General features: G+C 45.7%; 23 protein-coding genes. 11 read left to right on the top strand and 12 right to left on the bottom strand.

Going from position 1 to position 22,873, the window contains the following annotated elements; genetic code table 11:
- Window positions 1-5 precede the first annotated feature (5 nt).
- Both QF041_RS31125 and QF041_RS31120 read right to left on the bottom strand, forming a co-directional pair.
- On the bottom strand, window positions 6-974 hold the full coding sequence (locus QF041_RS31125; RefSeq protein ID WP_036674961.1) for a sugar phosphate isomerase/epimerase family protein: 969 nt from the start codon (window positions 972-974) through the stop codon (window positions 6-8).
- A 197-nt stretch (window positions 975-1,171) separates the two neighbouring features.
- A complete protein-coding gene (locus tag QF041_RS31120) occupies window positions 1,172-2,284 on the bottom strand; it encodes a Gfo/Idh/MocA family protein (protein WP_307416849.1) in 1,113 nt (370 codons plus the stop codon).
- A gap of 190 nt (window positions 2,285-2,474) precedes the next feature.
- On the opposite strand from QF041_RS31120, the gene QF041_RS31115 reads away from it, so the two are divergent.
- A complete protein-coding gene (locus tag QF041_RS31115; RefSeq protein WP_017687546.1) occupies window positions 2,475-3,293 on the top strand; it encodes an AraC family transcriptional regulator in 819 nt (272 codons plus the stop codon).
- A gap of 25 nt (window positions 3,294-3,318) precedes the next feature.
- Here QF041_RS31115 and QF041_RS31110 read toward each other — a convergent pair whose 3' ends face one another.
- Both QF041_RS31110 and QF041_RS31105 read right to left on the bottom strand, forming a co-directional pair.
- Window positions 3,319-3,633 carry a hypothetical protein gene (locus tag QF041_RS31110; RefSeq protein WP_307416848.1) on the bottom strand — a complete coding sequence of 105 codons (315 nt, stop codon included), beginning with the start codon at window positions 3,631-3,633 and terminating at the stop codon, window positions 3,319-3,321.
- Between the two features lie 32 nt (window positions 3,634-3,665).
- Window positions 3,666-4,604 carry a Gfo/Idh/MocA family protein gene (locus QF041_RS31105; protein WP_307416847.1) on the bottom strand — a complete coding sequence of 313 codons (939 nt, stop codon included), beginning with the start codon at window positions 4,602-4,604 and terminating at the stop codon, window positions 3,666-3,668.
- Between the two features lie 100 nt (window positions 4,605-4,704).
- Between QF041_RS31105 and QF041_RS31100 the strand changes: the two genes are divergently transcribed.
- The gene (locus QF041_RS31100) at window positions 4,705-5,415 is read left to right on the top strand and encodes a TVP38/TMEM64 family protein (protein ID WP_307416846.1); all 711 of its coding nucleotides are present in this window, start codon (window positions 4,705-4,707) and stop codon (window positions 5,413-5,415) included.
- Between the two features lie 181 nt (window positions 5,416-5,596).
- Entirely contained in the window at window positions 5,597-6,559 is a 963-nt protein-coding gene (msrA, locus tag QF041_RS31095) for a peptide-methionine (S)-S-oxide reductase MsrA (RefSeq protein ID WP_091028748.1), read from the top strand.
- 104 nt (window positions 6,560-6,663) lie between these two features.
- Here the strand turns inward: msrA and QF041_RS31090 are convergent, their stop codons facing one another.
- The 3 genes from QF041_RS31090 to QF041_RS31080 form a co-directional block, all read right to left on the bottom strand.
- Window positions 6,664-7,899, bottom strand: a complete 1,236-nt coding sequence (locus QF041_RS31090; RefSeq protein ID WP_307416845.1) for an MFS transporter — start codon at window positions 7,897-7,899, stop codon at window positions 6,664-6,666.
- An 81-nt stretch (window positions 7,900-7,980) separates the two neighbouring features.
- On the bottom strand, window positions 7,981-8,589 hold the full coding sequence (locus tag QF041_RS31085) for a TetR/AcrR family transcriptional regulator (RefSeq protein ID WP_307416844.1): 609 nt from the start codon (window positions 8,587-8,589) through the stop codon (window positions 7,981-7,983).
- A gap of 136 nt (window positions 8,590-8,725) precedes the next feature.
- Entirely contained in the window at window positions 8,726-9,526 is an 801-nt protein-coding gene (locus tag QF041_RS31080) for a lipid II flippase Amj family protein (RefSeq protein ID WP_307416843.1), read from the bottom strand.
- Between the two features lie 391 nt (window positions 9,527-9,917).
- Between QF041_RS31080 and QF041_RS31075 the strand changes: the two genes are divergently transcribed.
- Window positions 9,918-10,388, top strand: coding sequence for a DUF2188 domain-containing protein (locus QF041_RS31075; protein ID WP_307416842.1), 471 nt, complete (start codon window positions 9,918-9,920; stop codon window positions 10,386-10,388).
- 125 nt (window positions 10,389-10,513) lie between these two features.
- Here the strand turns inward: QF041_RS31075 and QF041_RS31070 are convergent, their stop codons facing one another.
- On the bottom strand, window positions 10,514-11,248 hold the full coding sequence (locus QF041_RS31070) for a YitT family protein (protein ID WP_307416841.1): 735 nt from the start codon (window positions 11,246-11,248) through the stop codon (window positions 10,514-10,516).
- Between the two features lie 950 nt (window positions 11,249-12,198).
- Between QF041_RS31070 and QF041_RS31065 the strand changes: the two genes are divergently transcribed.
- From QF041_RS31065 to cysK, 4 genes are all read left to right on the top strand, one after another.
- Window positions 12,199-13,236, top strand: a complete 1,038-nt coding sequence (locus tag QF041_RS31065) for a nucleotide-binding protein (protein WP_051447360.1) — start codon at window positions 12,199-12,201, stop codon at window positions 13,234-13,236.
- On the top strand, window positions 13,233-13,466 hold the full coding sequence (locus QF041_RS31060; RefSeq protein ID WP_307416839.1) for a hypothetical protein: 234 nt from the start codon (window positions 13,233-13,235) through the stop codon (window positions 13,464-13,466). Before QF041_RS31065 ends, QF041_RS31060 begins: the two co-directional genes overlap by 4 nt.
- 466 nt (window positions 13,467-13,932) lie before the next feature.
- Window positions 13,933-14,316 (top strand): YhjD family protein, encoded by a 384-nt coding sequence (locus tag QF041_RS31055; RefSeq protein ID WP_249913445.1) that lies wholly within the window; start codon window positions 13,933-13,935, stop codon window positions 14,314-14,316.
- 162 nt (window positions 14,317-14,478) lie between these two features.
- On the top strand, window positions 14,479-15,435 hold the full coding sequence (gene cysK, locus QF041_RS31050; RefSeq protein WP_289389751.1) for a cysteine synthase A: 957 nt from the start codon (window positions 14,479-14,481) through the stop codon (window positions 15,433-15,435).
- A 484-nt stretch (window positions 15,436-15,919) separates the two neighbouring features.
- Here cysK and QF041_RS31045 read toward each other — a convergent pair whose 3' ends face one another.
- On the bottom strand, window positions 15,920-17,902 hold the full coding sequence (locus QF041_RS31045; protein WP_307416837.1) for an ATP-dependent DNA helicase: 1,983 nt from the start codon (window positions 17,900-17,902) through the stop codon (window positions 15,920-15,922).
- Between the two features lie 522 nt (window positions 17,903-18,424).
- On the opposite strand from QF041_RS31045, the gene QF041_RS31040 reads away from it, so the two are divergent.
- On the top strand, window positions 18,425-19,804 hold the full coding sequence (locus QF041_RS31040; RefSeq protein ID WP_307416836.1) for a right-handed parallel beta-helix repeat-containing protein: 1,380 nt from the start codon (window positions 18,425-18,427) through the stop codon (window positions 19,802-19,804).
- Window positions 19,805-19,938: 134 nt separating this feature from the next.
- On the opposite strand, the gene QF041_RS31035 is transcribed toward QF041_RS31040, so the two are convergent.
- Complete coding sequence (locus tag QF041_RS31035; RefSeq protein ID WP_024631058.1) at window positions 19,939-20,208, bottom strand: DUF6809 family protein; 270 nt, start codon at window positions 20,206-20,208, stop codon at window positions 19,939-19,941.
- A 107-nt stretch (window positions 20,209-20,315) separates the two neighbouring features.
- On the opposite strand from QF041_RS31035, the gene QF041_RS31030 reads away from it, so the two are divergent.
- Window positions 20,316-20,540: a helix-turn-helix domain-containing protein gene (locus QF041_RS31030; RefSeq protein WP_307417093.1), complete on the top strand. Its 225-nt coding sequence runs from the start codon at window positions 20,316-20,318 to the stop codon at window positions 20,538-20,540.
- Window positions 20,541-20,809: 269 nt separating this feature from the next.
- Here the strand turns inward: QF041_RS31030 and QF041_RS31025 are convergent, their stop codons facing one another.
- Window positions 20,810-21,052: a hypothetical protein gene (locus tag QF041_RS31025; protein WP_307416834.1), complete on the bottom strand. Its 243-nt coding sequence runs from the start codon at window positions 21,050-21,052 to the stop codon at window positions 20,810-20,812.
- 21 nt (window positions 21,053-21,073) lie between these two features.
- Complete coding sequence (locus QF041_RS31020) at window positions 21,074-21,583, bottom strand: hypothetical protein (RefSeq protein ID WP_237174508.1); 510 nt, start codon at window positions 21,581-21,583, stop codon at window positions 21,074-21,076.
- Window positions 21,584-22,155: 572 nt separating this feature from the next.
- Here QF041_RS31020 and QF041_RS31015 point away from each other — a divergent pair.
- Window positions 22,156-22,872, top strand: coding sequence for a hypothetical protein (locus tag QF041_RS31015; protein ID WP_237174507.1), 717 nt, complete (start codon window positions 22,156-22,158; stop codon window positions 22,870-22,872).
- The last annotated feature ends 1 nt before the right edge of the window (window position 22,873 follow it).

The raw sequence follows: 22,873 nt of genomic DNA, 5'->3' as shown, positions 1-22,873 counted from the left end.
TAGCTCTAAACCCACCACATATCGCCCAGCGGTTCTTCGATCAATACTTGCTGGAGATTTTGCACGGCTTTAGAGAATCCTTCTTCAACCGACATCAGACCGTCTTCGTGCTCAATACTTACTACATAATCATATCCGACCAGACGCAAGGCACTCATAATGTCTGCCCATGTCTTGTTATCATGTCCATAACCGACCGAGCGGAACTGCCAAGCCCGATCCAGCATATTGGTATAGTCCTGCATATCCGTTACACCGTGTTTGTTCACGTTTACCGGATCAATTGTTGTATCTTTTGCATGGAAGTGATGGATGGCTCCTTCACGTCCCAGGATGTGAATTGCCTGAACCGGATCAATACCTTGCCACCACATATGACTTGGGTCCAGATTGGCTCCGATCACTTCACCTGCTGCTTCACGCAGTCTCAGCAACGTTGCTGGAGTATGAACGGAGAATCCACCGTGCAGCTCCAATCCAACTTTTACGTTACGATCTGCTGCAAATTTACCCCACTCTGTCCAGTAAGGGATCACTTTGTTCTCCCACTGCCACTTCAGGATTTCCTGGAAATCATTCGGCCAGGGTGCAACAGGCCAGTTCGGATATTTGGCATCCTCATGGTCTCCCGGACAACCGGAGAATGTATTCACTACAGGTACTTCCAGCTTCTCAGCCAGTTCTACCGTTTTAACAAAATCATCGTGAAATCCTTTGGCAATATCCTTTTGCGGATGTAGCGGGTTACCATGACAGCTGAGTGCACTGATCGTCAAACCACGTGATTCCACTGCATTTTTGAAGTTTTTCAATGCTGTAGGATTACTTAACAACTCATCTGGCTTACAATGTGCATTTCCTGGATGTCCGCCTGTTCCGATCTCTACTGCTTTTAATCCCTTTGATGCTACATAATCAAGAGCATCCTCCAATTTACGTCCTCCGAATAGTACCAAAAATACGCCGAGTTTCAAGTGCGATTCCTCCCTAGATTAGATATCGTATGATTGCTGAATTCATGAATATTGAACTACAATTACCGTTCAGATCACATGCCTGTTTGATTAGTGTGGAAAATCGAGAGTGTTTCTATCCTGAAATTGAACGTAAGAATACTGGTTATTCTGCTTCACTCGTAAGAGCATCAAGCTTTGAACACTTTTTACTCAGACTAGTGTGATTCCACGGTTTCAATCTCAGTTTGAACTGTGCGAGTTACTGCAAAAGAATCATAGCTGCTCTCCAGATGGATGTGCTTGCCTTCAAGTGAAGAACGCTGGAATGAATGCATGGCTTCCAGTACGTGATAAGCAAGCTTGCCACTGGCTTTGTGTTCCCGTCCGGCACGAATGGATTCAACCATTTCCGTTACGCCGATGCCTCGTTCGTTTTGTCCACTTTCGAAGACTGGTTTGACCGTCTCCCAAGTGTCTTGACCGTATCTGCGAACCTTCACTTCCCCGTTAAAATAATTGGGGTCCGGTACACTAAGCGTACCTTCTGTACCATAGATTTCAATACGTGGCAGATCCGAAGCTCCGCGAATATCGAAACTGGTGATCATGGTTGCAATGGCACCTTCTGCAAAATCAATGGTTCCTGCCAAGTGAGTAGGCGTCTCTACTTGCAGTGCTGTACCTTCCTTCGGCCCAGAGCCAATCTTGCGATCTGCAATCTGTATCCCTGCCGAGGCGCTGATTCTGCGTATCGGTCCAAGCAGCGTAATCAGAGCGGTCAGGTAGTAAGGTCCCATATCAAACATCGGTCCGCCACCTGCGACATAAAAGAACTCCGGATTAGGATGCCAAGCTTCTGGTCCTCCACCCATGAAGAATGAAGTCGCTGCAACAGGCTTGCCAATCAGCCCATCCTCAATGGCTTTACGAGCTGTCTGTATGCCTGAACCAAGGAAGGTATCCGGTGCAGAACCAACATACAATCCCTTTTCCTCAGCCAACTCAACAACCTTGCGACCATCCTCAAGAGAAATTGCCAGCGGCTTCTCGGCATACACATGTTTGCCTGCTTCGAGTGCAGCCAGATCGGTCATGGCGTGACTGCCAGGAACCGTAAGGTTCAACACAAGTTCAATTTCGTTATTTTGCAGCAACTCATCTACATTGTAAACGTTTGCGATATTAAATTCATCTGCCCGTTCCTGAGCGCGTTCACGAATCAAATCCGCAACAGCCACGACTTCAATGACCGGGTTGTTTTTGAGATTTTCCAAGTAGATGGAACTGATGTTACCACACCCGATGATGCCTGCTTTCATTTTCTCCACTGTGACGTTCATCTCCTTACGCATGGTGAAAATCTGCGTTTGAATGGTTGAGATACATATGTTTTGTTGGATGTTTCCTGTTCCTTAAATCTAATACTATGGTATTCCGTTTCAGCTTCAATTAAAATGAATAATATGATTGAAACATGAACTATCTGGTCATAATTTTCAAATTGCAAGGAGTATGCCCATGCCGACAGATCAATCCTGCCAAGTTCTTACAGCAGGCTTTTCATTTCATCGTAAACCCTACGCTATGGTGCAGCCTGAAGGGGTGAAGAACTACCTGTTAAGACTGCAAACAGACGGACGTTGCCGTGCACGCATAGACGGGGACATGTCCCTGGTGGATGCGGGCGATCTGCTTCTTTTTGATCCTGACGAGCCCTATGAGCTGAGAATAGACAATGAAACCAATCCGATGGGAGAACGACTGGTGGAGAGTGGCGACTATCACATCTTCTTTAATGGTTCTTGGGTGGATGAGTGGTGGAAGCGTCACAAACGGCCGACCCGGATCAAAGTCGAACTGACGGAAAGTCTCTTGGTCCTGTTTCGACAGCTCGTACTGGAGCAGCGCCGCATCTCGAATCCTTACCCGGAAATTTCAAGTTATTATATGCGAATTTTATGTCTCGAAGTGGATCGACTGCTCGCGGAGCATCCAACGATAACCAACACCAATTATGTGGCCTATGAGATCAAGAACTACATTGAAGAAAACGCTTCCTCTTTATTCAAGCTGGATGATGTGGCAACACATATTGGCATCAGTGTCTCACGGGGTGTACATCTCTTCAAAGAAGCGTTTGGCAAAAGCATCATGCAATACACGCTTGACGTACGGCTGAATATGGCCAGGGAACGGATTATTTTCAGTCCAATGACCCTGGAGCAAGTGTCTGAGTCTTCCGGCTTTAACAACTATACCTATTTTCATCGGGTATTCCGTTCCCGGTTCGGCATGTCTCCGAAGGAATTCCGCGTCATTCACCGGGAACAGATGTAATCATATTAGTATACGTAAGTTGAACTTATTTGCGCGCGGCTATGGCCTCGGATACAACCATCGCCAGATCATCATTGCCAAACATGGACAACACGCCAAGTACCGTATCATCCGGGATCTCACCGGCTTCCTCCTTGGATACAATCAGCTTCTGCACCTGCTGCAAACGCTCGTTGCTCTGCTGATTCGGGTAGGCTTGCCGGTACATCTCTTCCGGGTCCAAACCATTATTGACACACCACTGGGCAAATACGAGGATCATCATCTCTTCTTCCTGTTTATAGGTTTCTACAACAGCTTCCTCGATCTGTTTATTACGTTCCTTTTCATATTCATCCATGACTTGTATTCCTCCGTATGTGTATTCTGCAATTATTTGCGAATCAATTGTTCCGCCAGTTCATGACTGTCCATGACATGACTTGCACTGATCAGGCAATCATCAGGTGAGTCCAGACAAGCCAGAAAATTATCAACTGCTCCGCTAAAACCTCTGCGTGCTAACACGGTGTCCCAGCTCCCGAACGTTTCTTTGGTTTCCAGACTCCCCTGTTCCATGTAGCTGATCGTGTCCATGTTCACCACTTCAACAGATCGTCCACCACCATGCAATTCGATTTTCTCCAGATCTGCCCCAGCTTCACGCACCATATCGAATCGACCGTAGGCTGTTCTGCCCAGCTTGGCCGTTCCGGTTGCATGCAGCAGTCTGTCCAGATCATTCTTCCGAATCCATTGATGAAGCAACTCCACATTATGATCCGAGTACCACAACATCAGATCCAGCATATGGATGAGATCATCATAGATGGTTTCTGCCGCAGGACGATCCTGAATGCCTGTACGATGTTTGGTCACTGTCAAGGATTCAAAACCTTTTCCACCCTGCATCCATTCTTTCGCTTTTTGGTACATCGGTGCGAATCTGCGGTTGAAGCCCACTGCCAGTAGCAGCCCTTGTGCCTCGGCAAAAGCAGTCATCTCTTCCGACTCCCGAATCGTATAGGACAACGGCTTGTCTACATACACGGCTAATCCCTGTTCCAGACATTGCATGACAATGTCAAAGTGCGCTTCCGTTGCTGTATGTACAAACACCGCATCCAAGTCCCAGGACAACAGTTCTTTCAGATCCGTTGTTCCCCGTTCTAATCGATACGCCTCCTGAACGGCTTTGACCGGCTCCGGAGATCGGTTCATAATGCCTACAATCTCCACGTTCGGATGAGCTGTTAACAGCGGCAAATATACTTTACGTGCAATATCGCCGAGGCCGATAATTGCAACTCGTTTACGTTGGGTTGTTTCCATGATGATCATTCCACCTTCAGTTCGGTTCTATATTTCCACGTCCTATAGTGTAACCCTTCGGACAGCAACTTGCCAGTGATTGCAGCAGACTTCGATCATATTGTTCAGACAATGGGCGAACGTGGTAAACTTAGGAGGAACAGCAGTACAGATCGGGACACGACCAGACCTGCCTGATCTGAAAGGAGCGTTTGGGATTTTGCGAAAATGGTTATGGCTCCTCCTATATGTTTTACTTGCTGGAGTCACGTTTATTTACAGATATGAACTGCTGGCCTGGACCGATCTTCATCAGTCCATACCGCTGTTACTCGCCATGGCAACATTGTTTGCTCTTGTGCCTGTCATTCCTTATAAGTTTGTTATTATCGCGTTTGGTTACAGTTACGGTACCACCACGGCAGCCTGGATATGCTGGCTTGGCACCACACTTGCAGCCATGCTCGTTTATGGCGGAGCAAGAACCATCTTCAGACATCAGGCGAGATCGTACCTCGAACGCATTCGGGGTCTGAACCGTTTTACCACATGGATGGAAGCACATCCGTTCATGGGTGTCATGGCGATGCGACTGTTGCCGATCGTGCCTCAGATGGCCGTTAATATTTACGCAGGTATAACGTACACGCCATTCTGGGTCTTCATGGTTGCCACGGCCATTGGCAAATTGCCAGCGATTTTTGTTTTTGCCTATGCAGGTGCACAGGCTGAAACCTCCATCTGGCTGAGCCTGGCCATCCTTGCCGGATATCTGGTGTTCATGGCCATTGTATTGCTCTTATTTCGCTTTCGGTCACGCAACAAAGCCTGAATTCAGAATTCGCAAACCGTTCAGATTCAGCTTGTTTTCATTCCGGCTTGGTTGGCTTGCCAATTCAGGATATAATAGAAGAGCAAGCCTAATGCTTGTGTAACAAGTGTTAATAAAACGGTAGATTGCTGGAGCTCGAATACGAGCGCTAAATCTTCATCAGAAATGGAGTGACTATAGCATGGAACAACATTCAAGTGAGTTAGCAACTTTTGCAGGCGGATGCTTCTGGTGTATGGTATCCCCCTTTGAAGAACTGCCCGGTATTCATAAAATCGTATCGGGTTATACAGGAGGACATACCGAGAATCCAACATATGAAGAGGTCTGCTCGGAGACAACAGGACATGTAGAGGCTGTGCAAATTACGTTTGACCCTGCCATCTTCCCTTATAAGAAACTGGTTGAACTGTTCTGGCAGCAGATTGATCCTACGGATACAGGCGGGCAATTCCATGACCGTGGATCTTCCTATCAGACGGCCATCTTCTATCATAGCGAAGAACAGCGCCAGATTGCGGAAGCTTCCAAAGCGGAGCTGGGTCAAAGCGGGCGTTTTGACAAACCAATCTTCACTCCGATCTTGCCAGCCAAACCGTTCTATGAAGCGGAAGAACATCACCAAAATTATCACCGGAAGAACCCTGCCCACTACAAACGCTACAGCAAAGGTTCTGGACGTGTAGATTTCATCGAACGCAACTGGTCCGGTAACGTGGATAAAGACGGGCTGAAAGAGCGTCTGACGCCGCTTCAATATGAAGTGACGCAGAACAGCGCAACCGAGCCTGCTTTCCATAACGAATTCTGGGATCACCACGGTGATGGTATCTATGTGGACATCGTATCTGGCGAGCCATTGTTCAGTTCTACCGACAAATACGACTCCGGCTGCGGCTGGCCGAGCTTCACACGTCCATTGCGTGACCACAACGTGAAGGAAAAAACCGATCTCAGCCATTTCATGATTCGTACCGAAGTGAGAAGTCGTGAGGGTGATTCCCATCTGGGTCACCTGTTCAACGATGGTCCTGCCGAAGCAGGTGGAATGCGTTATTGCATCAACTCTGCGGCACTTCGTTTTGTACCCAAAGAAGACTTGCAAAAAGAAGGATACGGTGAGTACGCCGTCCTTTTCCAATAAGTTATAATACAAATACAAAAAGAGCAGTGGGATGATCCCGCTGCTTTTTTGTTGTACATTTTTGTTTTTAATAGACGAACTATTGTTGCACGAGAATGCATTGATTAGGTTTGGCTCGAAGAGATTTCCGAATTCAGTTGACTGGCAGGAGCCGTCTGATCATTACGAAATTGAATTCGCATCGCTGGAACGATACCCATGATCATCACGGTAACCGAGATTGTGTAGACGATAAAAATGGATGTGCTGTTCATCAGTACACCTGCCATGGAAGATCCAAGAAGCATGCTTCCTATGAATAAAGGTGTGATGGTGCCATTCACTCTCCCGATCAAGTGCTCATCGATCCGGGTGACCAAATACGTGGAGATGATGACGTTGATAAATGCCAAACTGATTGAGCTTAAGAAGCTGATCAAAAGGGTCAACCAGAACCAACTGGATAACACTTCACCCATCGTGGCTACAGCCAGACACAGCACACCTACAAGCAGAGTTAAGGTCTGGTTCAGCTTGGCACTTACAGCAGCTGCAATACCTCCTCCAATCAATAAACCTATTCCGGACGCTCCAGAGAGAAACTGTAACGACGTTGCTTCAAGTCCCAGACGTTCGGTGATCAGAAATATTCCAAGTGGGCTGATGAGACCCGCAGAAAGCCCTATACAGATGAATACCAGACTAAGCATTTTTAACGAGCGAGATCGAGCAACATATTGCCAGCCTTCTTTGATATCCGCTAATAATGAGGTATTTGTTTCCCGCTGGGTGGCGTCTTTAGGCAGCAATGTGAGTAGAAGCGCAGAGGTGAGGAATAGAATGAGTAATGCGTACATGGATGCCTGAATTCCCATTGCAGTGTATATAAACGTTCCGACGATTGGTCCGAGAATTAAAAACAACGATTGACCACTCTGTGTAATCGCAATTGCAGATTGCAAATGTTCTCCCTTTATATTTCGCCTCACAATCTTTAGAGAGGATGGCTGAGAAAACTGGCTAACGATAGAGGATACAAACGTGGCTACGTATAGAATCTGCCAATACCCGGAAGATAAAACGCCAATAATCATGACAATAGACAATGCACTCAGAATATCCCCCAGTATCATCGTACGTTTGGGATTCCAGCGATCAGCAAGTGCACCGCCAATGATGGAGAAAACAAAAATCGGGGCATATTCAAGTACGGTAATCAGCGAGACAGCTATTGGATTTCCCTGAGTTCGATCCATTACATAATATAGGATCGCCATATTCCGGATCCATATCGCCAGATTTTGCAACAAATCAGACCCTGTCACGATTAAAAAAGCTTTATTCCTGAACAATGTGTTCATTCGCCATCTCCTCTTTTAAACCGACTGTCCGGTTTATTAATATTTAAAAAGAAAAACTGACGTTACATCAGCTTTTCATGGTTAACGTTGTTGAATGCCTGCCAGCAAACTGGCCATGCCTTTGTGGTAAATACGACGAATATCCGCCAAGTCCTTCTCGTAATAGAGTGTAGTCAATCCGCTAAACAGACCGTAGATAATGTGCATTACATCCTGTGGATCATCCGTCTTTAACTCCCCATCTTCCATCCCTTTAGTAATAATGGACTCGTATGTCGCATACGGAATTCGGATCAGCGAAAGCATCTCGTCTAGCATCTCCTGACTAACGACCTGACCCGAGACAAACTCGTTAATGGCGTGATTCAGCGGGTTAGCCAAATCATCTACATAATGGTCAGCAAGTCCGTACAGTTTATCTACAGCTGTCTCATACCCGGATTCTTTCTCTAGCCAAGCATCCATCCAGTCTTCATTATTAAGCTTGATTAGATACATGAATAACTCTTCTTTGCTTTTGAAATGATAATAGATGCTGCCTTTACTCCGATTGTTAATCGTACATATGTCTTCCATGGAAGTTGCACTATATCCCTTTTGGGCAAACAGTTCCTTGGTATTACGTGCAATGTCTTTCTTTATCTGGGTAACATCTTTTCTTCGTTTGACTTCGATTGGAAAAACCTCCATAAAATAAACCGACTATTCGGTCTAATAGTATCACAGCACAAATACCCCGTCAATTCTATTTGCACAGGCACCCTCTCATTTGCTGCTTCAAAAGATGTACAAGAGAGTGCCTGGCGACAATTCAGGAAAGAAGTCGTCACATCATACTTACGATCCAACCGATCCAATACGCAAATGGAATTAATAACAACTGTGCCAACAGTGTACCGAATAAACGGGATACAAGCATGCAGCCATAAATCTGATTCATGCGATCCAAACGGATCTCGCCACGTAATGATTTGTCACTGAGCAGGGAAATCCGCGGATCAATCAGGATGGTTAGCAAAATAGTCGCTATTCCGTTAATTAACCCGGTTGATTGGGATGCAGCTACAGCCTGCCCTGGGTAAAGGTACGCTGCGTATAAGCTGGACAGGACACCTGTGGTATAGATTGCGGTTACCGCTACATTAAGCAGCATTAACCGTCTTGGCATCCCATGTTGTACCAATCGTTTGGCCATCTTCCAGGATGGCGGGGTGATGTAATACGTTGCATTTCTAAACTTGCTTCGCTTCAGCATACCGCGAACCATAGCAGGGATAGAACCAGCTGCTTCAAAATGCACGACCATTCTCGATGAGAGCTTCACCATGGTTGGAAAACACAATATGGCTAATGCCGTTCCAATTGTTGCCGCACCCATTAACCAGTGCAGCTGCGCCGCAAAGTGTGGATTGGCTCCACGTGTTGCGGTATCCACCAGATTACCTACCATTGGGCCCTGGGCCATATTCGAGGTTCGAGAAACCAACAGCAAGATACCCGCCAAAGAAATGGCTAGCGCGATTCTGCGGGTGCGTAGTCCACCAAGGCGGAGCGCGTATGACAAGCTGTCTGCGGCATGAATCAGCATGGTGAACAGCATAGGGATTGCCAGGCTAAGACTAAACATATGTATGTACTCCTTTATATTCCTGTTATTGAACTTATTTCTTTCATGGACAGCATTATACTCCTCTGGCTTGCAAAAGTATAGGAACGAGATCCTTTTATATAAGTTGAAATAAATAATGTTTACACTGGACACTCCGATGACAGAACAACCTTCCGATCGCTGTTATCCCCAGATTTTTTTGATTCCTTTTATAAAGGGGTAAATCCGGGGATAAAGGCGAACACTTCGTTTCTTCAGTTTTTTTCTGTCCTCTCCGTTTCGTGTAAATGTTTATTTCAACTTATATAGATCATCGGTAAATGCACTTACGACCTCGGCTGTTTATCGTTTATCCCTCCCCTCAGAGGGTAATATACAACTAATCCATAATTCTACAGGAGGGGTTCATATGCCTTGGAACAAACAGGATTATCCGGTATCCATGAAGAACCTGGAACCACGTGTCAGAAACAAAGCAATTGAGATTGCCAATGCTCTGCTCGATGACGGGTATGAGGAAGGACGCTCGATTGCTATAGCGACAGCTAAGGCGGAAGAATGGGATGAGAATCATCCCGCACAGGAAAGTTCGAAATCGGACTCCACATCTTCTTCCGATAATTCCAACCCTAAAAAGTCGTCTTCCACGGAACGTCGTCATTCTGAGCCCGTTTCTTCGTCCAAAAGTCATGATAACATCCATGTAGTACCTACCGACTCCGGTTGGGCGATCAAGGAAGAAGGAAAGTCTACCTATCTGTCCACATTTGATACTAAGGCAGAAGCTGTAGATAAGGCCAAAGAACTGAGTAGCAAACAAAATATTCGAGCGATTATCCATAATCAGGATGGTCAGATTGCTTCTTCGATCAAACCCTGAATGAATCGGAAAACAACAAAATCCCTTTTGCTGCTGAAGAGCAGTCAAAAGGGATTTTGTATGAACTTTAACTATCAAGACCTGAATGTGATGTATACAGGTTATGGTTGTTCTGAAACGTATGGTTAATTGGATACCCCTCTAGCCACCGTAGTCCGTTGTGAAATAGCAGCAGCGTTAACTGCCTTGGCTGCAGCCGATGGCATCGGCAATTTCACAGCCGAAGTTGTAACCACGGTTCCGCGAGCCGGAACACTAACGACGTACGTAATGACTTTACTGGCAATCCATACGGCCAGAATCGTATATAAAGTTTCTTTTACCGGAAGAAAGAAAAGCGACAATCCCAATACAAAAGCATCACTGACAAAGAAAACTGTTCCCAGCTTCCATCCCTTCCAGCGGCTAACCAGCACGGCGAGAATATCGTCTCCGCCTGTCGCTCCACCGAATCGAAGCACGACCCCAGCGCCTACCCCTGTCAAAATACCGGATAGAACTGCCGGAATCCACAGATTTCCGTTAAACGACAATACCAGTGTGGAGTATCGTTCAAAGCCGTCATAGAATAGGGAAAATGCACCGACGCCAAGCAATGCCTGAATCATGAATTTCCAGCCTTTGAGGAACAAAGCCAGGATCATGACCGGAATGTCCAGTAACAACATACCGATAGCAGGTGATAAGCCTGTTGCGTATTTTCCGAGCAGGGCCAGACCAACAAATCCGCCCTCCGATAAATGATTCTGAAAGTTAATGTGATAATAAGCAAAAGCTAAAATAAATGTACCGAGTAGCATAATGGCGAATTTGATCGCCTCTGTTTTAACGTGTTGTAAGGTTAACGATGTTCTCTTCATTCAGGTTCCCTCGCAGTTTGTAGGTTGGTTTTTTAGACCGACCGTACCCTGCAAAAGGTAAGCCTGGAAGAAATCATCGTGTACGTCCTTCGAATATTCATTCCAATCCCCTCTTTCGCAGAGTCAGCCGTTTTTTTGAACCGGTTGGTGTACTCTACAAGGGGCGCTATGTGTATGAGAGATCGTAACGTTTCCAGATCGTCCTTGGGGAGATTGTCCTTCGGGAACTCATGGTATCCTGATCCTTTCTGTTCTGTTGTGGTTAGCTGTGCTCAGTTAAACTGAAAAATAACTACAATGCATAAGCTTGAACATTTAATTGTACACTTACACTTGGATTACAGTACCCTCTTTCGATCGCGGTTATCCCCGGATTTTTGGAATTCCATTTTCCCTCTGGGGAAAATCCGGTGATAGCTTATGCTTCCGAAGCTGCTTTCATTCAAAAAGCTTTCAGGCGAACGCTTCGCTTCTACAGATGGGTTCTGCACTCTTCGTTCCTGTGTAAATTGTAAATCCAACTTACAGCAGTTGCAAGTTCATTCAGTTTAAACACCAAAGCTAACTTGCTTGTTCTTCTATTATATAACACCAACGTGACCGGGTCTAAACAGCAGACCCCTCAAAAACAGGCATAAAGCAGCCTTTGGACTGCTCCAGCAGTCATACGGCAACACCAGGATAAGCAATGCTTGCTAATGGTGCAACCTGCTCCTTTATTCTATGACCAAAGCTTCCAAAAATAACTGTCAGTCACCCAACTGTGACAAATTGGGGCCTTTTTTTATTTTCTTGCGCTTTTTAAAGGAATCATTTTCCTTTCGTACATACACTATAGCAAAACGTAATCGGCTTATTCTTTGTCCAGTTCAGACGTTTCCAGACTTACTCTGCTGTTTATGGTATAATATAACAATTGAATCCCACTACCGTTTAAGCGAGGCGGATTGATGAAAACGTTAAAGCCAAGAGTCTTTATTGGCTGCTCGCTGGAAGCGAAGCCGATTGCAGCCGCAGTACACGAAAACTTACGTTTTTCAGCCGAAGTTACCCCTTGGTATTCTGGGGTTTTTAATCCAAGCAGCTATACCATGGACGATCTGGAAGTAGAGGTCCGTACGACTGACTTTGCCATTTTTATTTTTCATCCGGATGATATATCCAAAATTCGCGGGAAGTACTACGCGTCGGTCCGGGATAATACAATGCTGGAAATGGGTCTGTTTATGGGTCGTCTGGGACGAAAACGTATCTTTTTCATTCTTCCTGAGGATATTACAGACATTAAGGACACAACCAAGGTTGAAGGATTGCGTATGCCCACAGATCTGCTGGGATTAAATCCACTCGTATATGAAATCCGTTCTGACGGAAAGTGGGCACCAGCTGTATCCGTGGCATGTTCCAAAATCGCAGACAGTATTGAGGAACAAGGACGCTGGAGTGATCCAGAATTGGAGAACATCATTGAGAAGCATAAACGCACTGAGGGAGAAGCAAGGTTACAACTGCTTAAGTTGCTGCGGTTCTTTAGGGAATTGCTGCGTACCCGCAAAGCAGATGCCAAGATGCTGGAGCGAATGAGCGATGCCCTGCGTACTGCCTTTGTCTCTCATCCTCCATTCGCTGTACGTGGCACAGCCATATACCGTACAGATGACAGTGGTTATATTGAGCAATTATGTGGTAATGTTGGAGAACCGGGGAGAAAGTATGACTTGTCCGCTAACGACGACAAACAACCGGATGACCCCAAGCGCATCCTGGTGATTGATTCTTACCGGGAGAATAAAATCAAGATTAACCTGTATGATGATTACCTTGAGAAAGAGTATCTGCTATGCTATCCTGTAGCCAAGAGGTATGTAATCACCGTTCACATTATTGGACATATTGAAGCGGATGAGGCGGTATTTCAGCAGATTGACCTACAGAATCGTCAACTGTTCAACGCCATCAACGATTTGTTAGGAGGCGAACCGGAATGAAACCGGACACGAAAAAAATAAGCAAGCGCTGGGGCAACGAAAAAAAGGTACGCCTCAGTTCTGCGCCCGAATCATCACGACCGGTTCCGGAACCCAAGGAAGAAGATCGTTTCCACAAGCCGGCCGTACCGCTAACTACCATTGGGCCCTCCCTGAAGGGCAAGGAAAGACCTTATAAGGTCATCCTTGAAAAAGAGGCGTTCTACGAAAAACCTCAATATCTTGCTTAATTTCTGAACACATCATCAAACCTGCCGCTGAATCGGCAGTATTCCATAGGCCCCGCCGCCCAAGGCAGGGGCTTTTTTGTTGCTCATTTTCGCTAAAATAAAACTGCTTCTACTCGTTGACCTGGTGCCATCGTGTTAAGGCAAGACATCCTTGAATCATTATTGCAATTCATTGCAGTAATTCATTGCTTGTAATCACTTCTGTAGCAGACTGCATTGCATAAGGCTTATTTGGTTTATGGCCTTAGGTTTCCTGCAAAACCCATAAATTATACCTTATTTTGGAGCAGGCTTGTCCTTAAATCCCTAGCCTCATCACTATCTGTACCTTTAGGAAAATGCGGTAATGTGTGCTTCCAATATTTCTCGGTTGTATTGTGTATCTCCATTACATATATTGATTATAATATAGGAACACATGTTCTGTAAATATAAAATTCCAATTAAAGGTTAAGGAAGTGAACATATGACATCCTCTACTTCCGCACCATCCCCTGCGGATGAAGACCATCGTCTGATTAAAGGTCTGGTTGTGCGCACGCTTTTGCTGGATGTACTTGAACGAGATATTCGCACACTGGATACGCTGCTGCTGAAGATGCCCGAAGTCTACATTCTGTCGCTGACCCGCATTCAGAACAATGTGCTCAAGGAGATGTTGACCCTTCGTAAACAGATGAGAACCCGCGGTGTCAAAGTACTGGAAGAGAAACGGGAAGCCGAGGGAATCGAAACTCTGTATATGTGCAGAGGGTATTGGCAACGGTTCTATATGCTGTGGACATTCGCACGCAATGAGGTCAAAAAAGAACTCAGTCGGCATCTGCAGATGGACTTGGCGCAGACTTGATACAACTCTGACAATATTGAACCTATCCCCAGCAAAACAAGTTGACCACGGAAGGTTACGTTCATTAAGATGGAATAGAGATATCCAACCATTCCAATAAGGCATGAATTGATTTCAACCGGATATACTCTCAACGTCTTATCAATCAAGGAGCTGTACTTCATGGATTTGAATACACATTCGATTAAACAAACACCCGCACATACAGGCATTGCCGCAGATGTAACAGAACTGATCGGCCAGACACCTGCCGTTAAACTGAACCGACTCACAGGCAGCGACTCCGCTGATGTATACGTGAAACTGGAATACTTCAACCCAAGTGGCAGCGTCAAAGACCGTGCCGCCTACAACCTGATCGTTCAGGCTGAACTTGCGGGACACTTGCTCCCTGGTGCTACCATTATCGAACCAACCAGTGGCAATACCGGGATTGGTCTTGCGATGAATGCCGCCGCCAAAGGATATAAAGCCATTCTGATCATGCCGGACAATATGTCCAAGGAGCGCATCAACATTCTGAAAGCCTACGGCGCAGATGTGGTGCTCACCCCTGCTGCGGAGCGGATGCCTGGTGCGATTCGCAAAGCAAAAGAACTTCAGGCAGACATTCCGGGAAGTTTCATTCCGCAGCAGTTCGAAAATCAGGCGAACCCGGACATTCACCGGATCACGACGGCTCCTGAGATTATGCAGCAGATGGATGGCAGGCTGGACGCCTTCATCGCTACGGCGGGAACCGGCGGAACCATTACCGGCACCGGGGAAGAACTGCGCAAGCAGTTACCCGATATCCGCATCTATGCGGTGGAGCCCAAAGGGTCTCCGGTGTTGTCCGGTGGCGAGCCCGGACCACACAAGCTCGTCGGTACAAGTCCGGGGTTCATTCCGGACATCCTGAATACCGACGTGTGGGATGCCATCATCCAGGTGTCCGATGAGGACGCACTGGATACGATGCGGCAGCTTGCTGCCCGGGAAGGGCTGTTGCTCGGCCCTTCCTCTGGCGCTTCGGTGTGGGCCTCCCTTCGCATCGCGAAGGAACTGGGGCCGGGGCACCGCGTGCTCTGCATTGCACCGGATACCGGGGAACGGTATCTGAGCATGGGTATTTTTTAACACAGTAAAAATCTGTACACATCAAAAAGGGGCTTCCATGTCCCATAAGTCATGAGCATGACAGAGGTCCTCCCTTATTAGCGCTCATTGGTCATTGGTTCTAATGAACCTGACACACGCTATTCGCTCCTATTTGCGCAGGTCTGACGTGTAACGAATCACAGCGACGTTATTTCTCCAAATTCGGTCGATTTACAGGCTTAAAAGCTATTTTCGGCGGGATAACATTACTGAGATTCGTTAGAATTTACATCTCTTCATTATCACCCTAATAAGGTGCGGTAGGTTCGTTAGAATTTTGGAGCGATTGGGAGCGAGGGAAATCCCTCGAACAAAAGGGAAGAGAAGTACATTGAAGGAACCCTCAAAATAAAAAAATAAGCTCTTGCTCACTTACGGATGGTGTATCCGCAGAGAACAAGAACTTATTTTGGTAAGAAACCTTATCATCAAAAATAAAGCAAGAACATTTAACGTAATCTGGTTAGTGTGTCAGGGTTGTCCATTCCACACCTTCGGGAAGCAGGGCCGCAATGCGGTCTTTGGCTTCCTTTTTGGTATACAGCGATTCATCGAGAATGACCGCGGAACCGGAATCCGTGCTTGTCCGAATCAGACGTCCGAGACCTTGCTTCACACGCAAGAGCATATACGGAAGATCAATCTCTTCGTATGGTGCTGCTGACGCACTGCGTTTTGCATTGAAGACAGGGTCCTGTGGTGGATACGGAAGCGACCAGATCATGACATTGGATAATGACGGACCTGGGACGTCCAGTCCTTCCCACAGATTAACGGAGCACAGTACACTTTCCTCATCCTGCTGGAACGCAGCGATCAGATCACTGATCTCCCGGTCGCCCTCATACATAAAGCGCAAACCTTCTGCTTCAGGTACATGAACGATGTCCTGCTTGAACGCACGTAGTTCTTCCATCGTACGGAACAGAATCAGCGCACGCCCTCCACTCTCCTGAAGTAACGACACCGCATCACGCAAGCGATTTTCGTTCTCCGGGTGACCCGGTATAGCTTCATCGGTAATTTTCATCTTCATTTTGTCCGCATAATCATACGGGGAAGCCACCGAGAATGATACAAAATCATCAATGCCCAGGCTGTCCGCCACATAACGGAATGAACTGTCCACAGATAACGTTGCGGAGGAGAACACGATTGGAATACCTGTGTTGAACACACGCTCGTTCAGCATTTCCTTCACGGTGCGCGGCATGATCGATAAGGTCGTCTCATCCTCGCTCTCTTCCGCCCAACAGATGTAACCATCTTCCTTACGGAACAAAGCAAGTGCAGACTGAATCATGTCCAGATGTTCTTCCACGACACGCATCTGATAACCATCCAGAGAGAACAATCCGCTCTCAAATACCAGTTCTTCGCCGATTGCATCCAGCACACTCGTCAGACGTTCAATCTCACGCAGAAGCGGTGCTTCTACCCGAACTTCTTTCCGTTCCGATCCCGGAATCGCCACCGTATACGTATCCAGCAGCGCAAACAGTCGCTCACTGCTCTCAATTGCTTCATCCACACGCTCCGCGAGGGATTCACGAATCTCTCCTTCTAACAAGCGAGTGACGAGTTCCTCGAAGATACGGTGTTTCAGTTTGTAGCTCAGTGCGTTCAGGGCTGCTTCTTCCAGCAAATGTCCTTCATCAAATACTACCGAGCTGTGATCAGGCAGCAGCGGTAATTGTCCCTCGCGTTTGCGCGCATCATAGGTCCACACATGCTCCATGTAGTAATCATGGGAACAGATGATGATGTCTTTGGATCGACGGTAATGGTCACGTGACAGCGTCAGGCCGCAGCGTTGTCTTTTAGGACAAACAAAACAATCCTGGAACGGGTCCCAGTTGATTTTATTCCACTGACGATCATTCAAATGTGGATACTGTTTGCGGTCACCATACGGATGGAAGGCCTGAAGTGTACCCGGCGTATTCACAAAATCCGGCAGACTCTCATGTACTTCTTCAATGACAGGCGCATCTTCATCCGCAAATCGCATCGCACTTAATTTGTTCAAGCAAACGTATTGGTCCGGTGATTTGCCCAGACGTGCGTCCACTTCCAAGTCCAGATGTGCAGCCAGCTTGGCAATATCTCCGCCGGGCTTCACAAGCTGTTCAATCAAGGACTCATCGGCACAGGCAATCACTGCCGGTTTGCCCGTATAACGTGCATAACAGACCGCGTAGAGCAGATAGACTAACGTCTTGCCTGTTCCGACACCAGCCTCCGCCATAATGGTCTTTTTATCTCCATAGGCCCGTTCGAGCTGGTACGCCATAAAAATCTGTTCATCCCGTACCTCGAAGCCGAACTCTGGCAAAATATCGTAAAAAACATCGGCAACCCACTCCCCGAGACGGGATACAAAAGGTTCAGCCGGATCATATGCAAAAGGATAACGTTGTGTAGACAATCCTAGGTCAGCCTCCATTCTTAGACAAAGCGGTCCAATTTCAATTTTCCGTTCCAAAAAGGCCGCTGGGCAAAAGTTAATTATCTCACGTCATGACGTGAATGACAACATTTTTTTGACACGATGAATGAAGGGCGTGTTTTTGCAGTCACAAATCTCCTTTTCCCCACCGTCATCGCAGGATGGCGAGGTTGATTTTGGTGGATTAAGGGTGTGTTTGGGTGTCATCTATGGACAAAAGAGAGCCTTTTTACATTCATTTGGGAGGATGGACTGTTAAATGAGGGCGATGAACCGATGGCAGGATTATGTACTACCTGTGCAATGCATGGCGTTCGAACCGGAGAAGCCTGTTACACCAACCTGTACACTCATCTGAGTAAATGATTATTGATGATAGCGTTTACAACATTTACCATGAAGCTGTGCTGTACAGATGGGTTCCATCCAACCACAATGATTCACCCCATTCATTCACCTGTCCGGCATACAGCAACAGCTCACTCATTCTATTCCCAATTAACCAAGGAGGTCTACGTAATGAAATTATTTCCATCCACATCTACTCATGTATCTGCACGATCTGCACGTTCTCAGAAGGAAAGCTCCCTCAAATCAAAAATGGCCCAGATCTGTCTGAGTGCCGCGTTCCCTCTATTATTGATTGGTGGTGGGTCGGTTGGGGCGGCGGAACTGATCGAGAGTAGCTTCCAAAATAACCCATCAGAAGCAGCCACCACCTCAAGTATGACGCTTGCTGCGGGTGATCTCTATGTTTCCCCTAACGGCTCAGCCAGCAATCCGGGTACGATCAACAGTCCAACGTCACTGGCTAACGCATTAACCCAGATCGCCCCAGGCAAGACCATCTATCTACGCGGCGGTAACTACAGCTTCTCCCAGACCATTACCATTGAACGTGGCAACAGCGGCACATCGGGACAACGTAAAAACCTGGTGGCGTATGGATCGGAGAAACCGGTCTTTGATTTCTCGGCCCAAGCCTTCGCTTCCACCAATCGTGGACTGCAAATGTTCGGAGACTACTGGTTCGTCAAAGGGCTTGAGGTGAAGGGTGCAGGCGATAACGGCATCTTCATCGGGGGCAGCTACAACCGCTTGGAGCAGATCGAGGCCCATCACAACCGTGATACGGGTATTCAAATGGGACGTTATGCTTCCACAGCCGCCAAGAGTGAATGGCCTGCATATAATGAAGTGATTCGTTCGTATTCCCATGATAACTATGACCCGGATAATGGCGAGGATGCTGACGGTTTTGCAGCCAAACTGACCGTTGGCCCGGGCAACGTCTTCGACGGTTGCATTGCGGCCTATAACGTCGACGATGGCTGGGATCTCTATAGTAAAACGGACACAGGTGCCATTGGCGCAGTAACCATTCGTAACAGCATTGCACATCACAACGGTCAAACTTCGGATGGTACATCCACCTCCGATAGCGACGGTAACGGCTTCAAGCTTGGCGGCGAGAAAATCGCGGTGAATCATATCGTTGAGAACAGCATTGCGTTTAATAACAAAAAGCACGGTTTCACTTACAACAGCAATCCCGGTTCGATCCAGATGAAAAACAACACCTCCTGGAACAATGGGCAAAGCAACTTTGCCTTTGATGTAGGCACCCATATCTTCACCAACAACCTGTCCTTCCAAGGCGGCGCCAGTGACAAAACAAGCGGAACCGACGTCAGCAGCACCAACGTCTGGTGGAAGAACAAAAAAAGCGAGAACGCCAAAGGCCTGCTCGCCAGCGCAGCCGATTTTGTCTCCCTCGTGCCTTCGGTAACGCGTAGCGCGGACGGAACACCTGTCCTGGGCAATTTCCTCAAGCTTGCGAACGGCAGTGATTTGATTGGCTCGGGTACGCCAGCGGGTACGAATATTGGTGCACGGTAAGTGAAAGTTATTGAGATTAAGGAATAATTTAAAAGCAAAATCCCCTTCTCCATTCCAGCCTGATCGGTGGTAATGGAGAAGGGGATTTTTGAATTGCTGTGTATTGTCTGCTGGCTTATAAGGTAGATAGATACTCACGGTTTGGCTAAAACCTCAATCATCAGTCTGCCGCCTGTGCGAAAACCTTGCTCAAATGCCGCTTCCACATACATCGACGTGGACTGTCCGATCAAGTCTATCAGTTGCTCCAAAGCATCATATTCGTTCTCGGTAAGCTGTGTTTTGTAGTCCTGCATCAGGTCCGATATCTGGCGATTGATCTCCTGATACTCAGCTTGCTCAGGATGAATCGACTCGTCCAACCGCAGGTTCCCGTGAAACAAATCTTCGATCAGGTTTGACATGTTATCCCCACCTAGTCTTTTTACCAACTATTCTCACTATACTTTAGCGGATTTTCCGCTAAAAATCAATAGCGGATAACACGCTAAAGTATGATATTGGTGAGGTGATGATAATGTACGCTCGTATACGCAATTTGCGTGAAGACAAAGACTTATCCCAAACACAAATGGCCACCTATCTTGGCTGTAGTCAACGTGTCTATAGTAACTATGAACGTGGCGAGTTGGACATTCCAACCGCTATATTGATTAAGCTTGCTGATTATCATCAGACCAGCACAGATTTTCTTTTGAACCGGACAGATGTAAGGAGACCATATCCATCAAAGTGATTCGGCTTGAGTTTTACAAATCCGCGGCTCAGTTCTTTCATGCTGGAAGCAAAGCCAAAATAGTCCCTAGTAATGCATTCAGCTTTCAAATTTGCTATAGGCGTTCATCCATAAGAAACATCAACCACAAGATCAAAATCTTTAAGATTAATGTTAGCGTACTAATATTTTTATATTGACCAAACCATTCTTCACAAGAACATTAGGAAATTTTGGTTGCGAACTATTTGTATTTGGTTGAGATAAAGAAAAAGCACCCCAAAGGATGCCTATTCAATCACCTGGAAGACTATTTCCCAAACTGGTTTTTCTGGGTCGAACAATGAAAAATTCTTTTGTACAATTCGTGTCTTAACTGAACTCCTGCTGTTACTCCCATGACTACGTGGATATGTAACAATATCTGAGTTTAGCAAAGTTGTTACTTGAGCTTCATTCAAATCATACGTTCTACTGCTGTACTCATCAAAACTTCCATCTGCTTCTTGAAGATTTGCATTAACTTTTACCATGACTCTTGCACCTCCCTTCGCCTAGGATCCGATTGCACTTTTGATATATGCTCCTATAACACCGCCTATTATTGCGGAAAGTGCTATTTTAGTTAAATCCCAATAAATTTGCCACTGTCGTTCACTGAGCTTCCGTTCGAGAATCAACAGCTTCAGTTCCACTGATGACTTAGTGTCATCAATTTCTTTATTAATAAATTTGATGATCTCCGGACTTGCGAATTTAGTGAAGATGTTCAAACTTGTCAAATGTCTCTCATGCTCCTTAAATTCAGACAGAATAAACTCATTGAGTTTGACCCGAAGAGCAGATATATCTTTTTTTCTAACTTCGGTCTGAGAAATTTCCTGAATTAAGTATATTAATTCTTTCTTTAACTCCTCAGTTAAAATGGCAAATGTACTTGTGATCGCAAACGTACTTCTTAGGACATTGTTACTTGCAAGTTCAGCGATTTTTTGACTTGGTGCATTCTTGATCCTGCCGGCTATAGATTCTAATGAATAATCTATAACATCACTAATTTTCAAAGCACTCCCCCCAGTCTCTTATAATTCGACATCGGGGAAGATTTCCCTTTCTAACACAAGGTCGTCTACTACAAAACTGTTTCACTCCATCCCATCTACCCCATACACAACCTTTGCACTTCTCTGGCTGCTTGTTAGGGCGAATGTGTATCTTCTTCCGTCTTCTACTGATCACTTCAATTCCTCCAATGAAAAAAGCCGATCCAGTGAAGGATCGACTTTGGGTGTTATATGTACAATAATGGTTAATCAAAATACGTTAATGGAGTATAAAATGACGCTTTTGGTGATTCGTGTGACGCTTTTAAAAGATTGGCGTCCGTACCGCCCGCAGCAAAAACGCTGCGCTCTTTGCTTTAAATGTATACGTCTATGTAACTATAGAGGAAGAACAAGACCATTTTACTGAAGCACAAAAATTGAAGTCATACAATATGTAAATAGATTAATATGTAATTTACTGTATATATATTTATTTATTAACATATTTACATTTTTGTTATAGATGGTAATATATTCAAAGGGATATTTAGTAAACAACCCAAATAAAAGACATATAGGAGGAGAATAACTTGTTTAGAAAAAAAATCTTGTCAGTACTGCTTTGTGTTACATTGTTCACAGTTTCTGTTCCACAAGCATTTGCTAGCGGTGCTGAGGATCAAAACCTCAAAAAAGAAAGAATAGTGACAGAAGAAATAAAGAATGATACGTTGGAAATACTTGAAAATTCCCGCGAGTCAAATAATGTTCAACCTCAAAACGAAATCCGTCCAGCAAATATCTTTAGAATTATTATGCAAGCAGCTAAATTACTCTATGGTACTTCGAAAACATATGCCAAAGTTACAGAAGCTTATGTTGAGAAAGCGATAGAAAATGAGTTTGAGGCCGAGCTTCCATTTTTGGTTACAAGATATTCGCTAATTAAGGAAATATGGCTGATTGGAACAAGTGATTATATTGAATTGAAATTTGGAACTCAAGATGGCGGAATGGAACATATAATGTCTAAACATCATCCTAAATATTGGACTGGATTGGGTTACAAAGCAGTCCAGCAAAATTCCTTTTTCTATGAGACTACCAGCATGAGAGATATTGTAACTATTATTGCAACTGTAGCAAATTATAGTGAATCTAATAAAAAAGCAATCCGAGCCAATACCAGCGGGCCTGTTGCAGTTGATGGATACTATGATGGTAAAAAATATAGACTGGTTGTAAACAGCGACTATGAAGTGGTTACTCTTTACCCATATGGCTGGAATATCGCTGAATCAGAATAAT

The sequence above is a fragment of the Paenibacillus sp. W2I17 genome (assembly GCF_030815985.1).
Taxonomy (GTDB): Bacteria; Bacillota; Bacilli; order Paenibacillales; family Paenibacillaceae; genus Paenibacillus.
The sequence above is the reverse complement of the archived record's forward strand: the minus strand, read 5'-3'. Positions and strand labels throughout refer to the sequence as shown.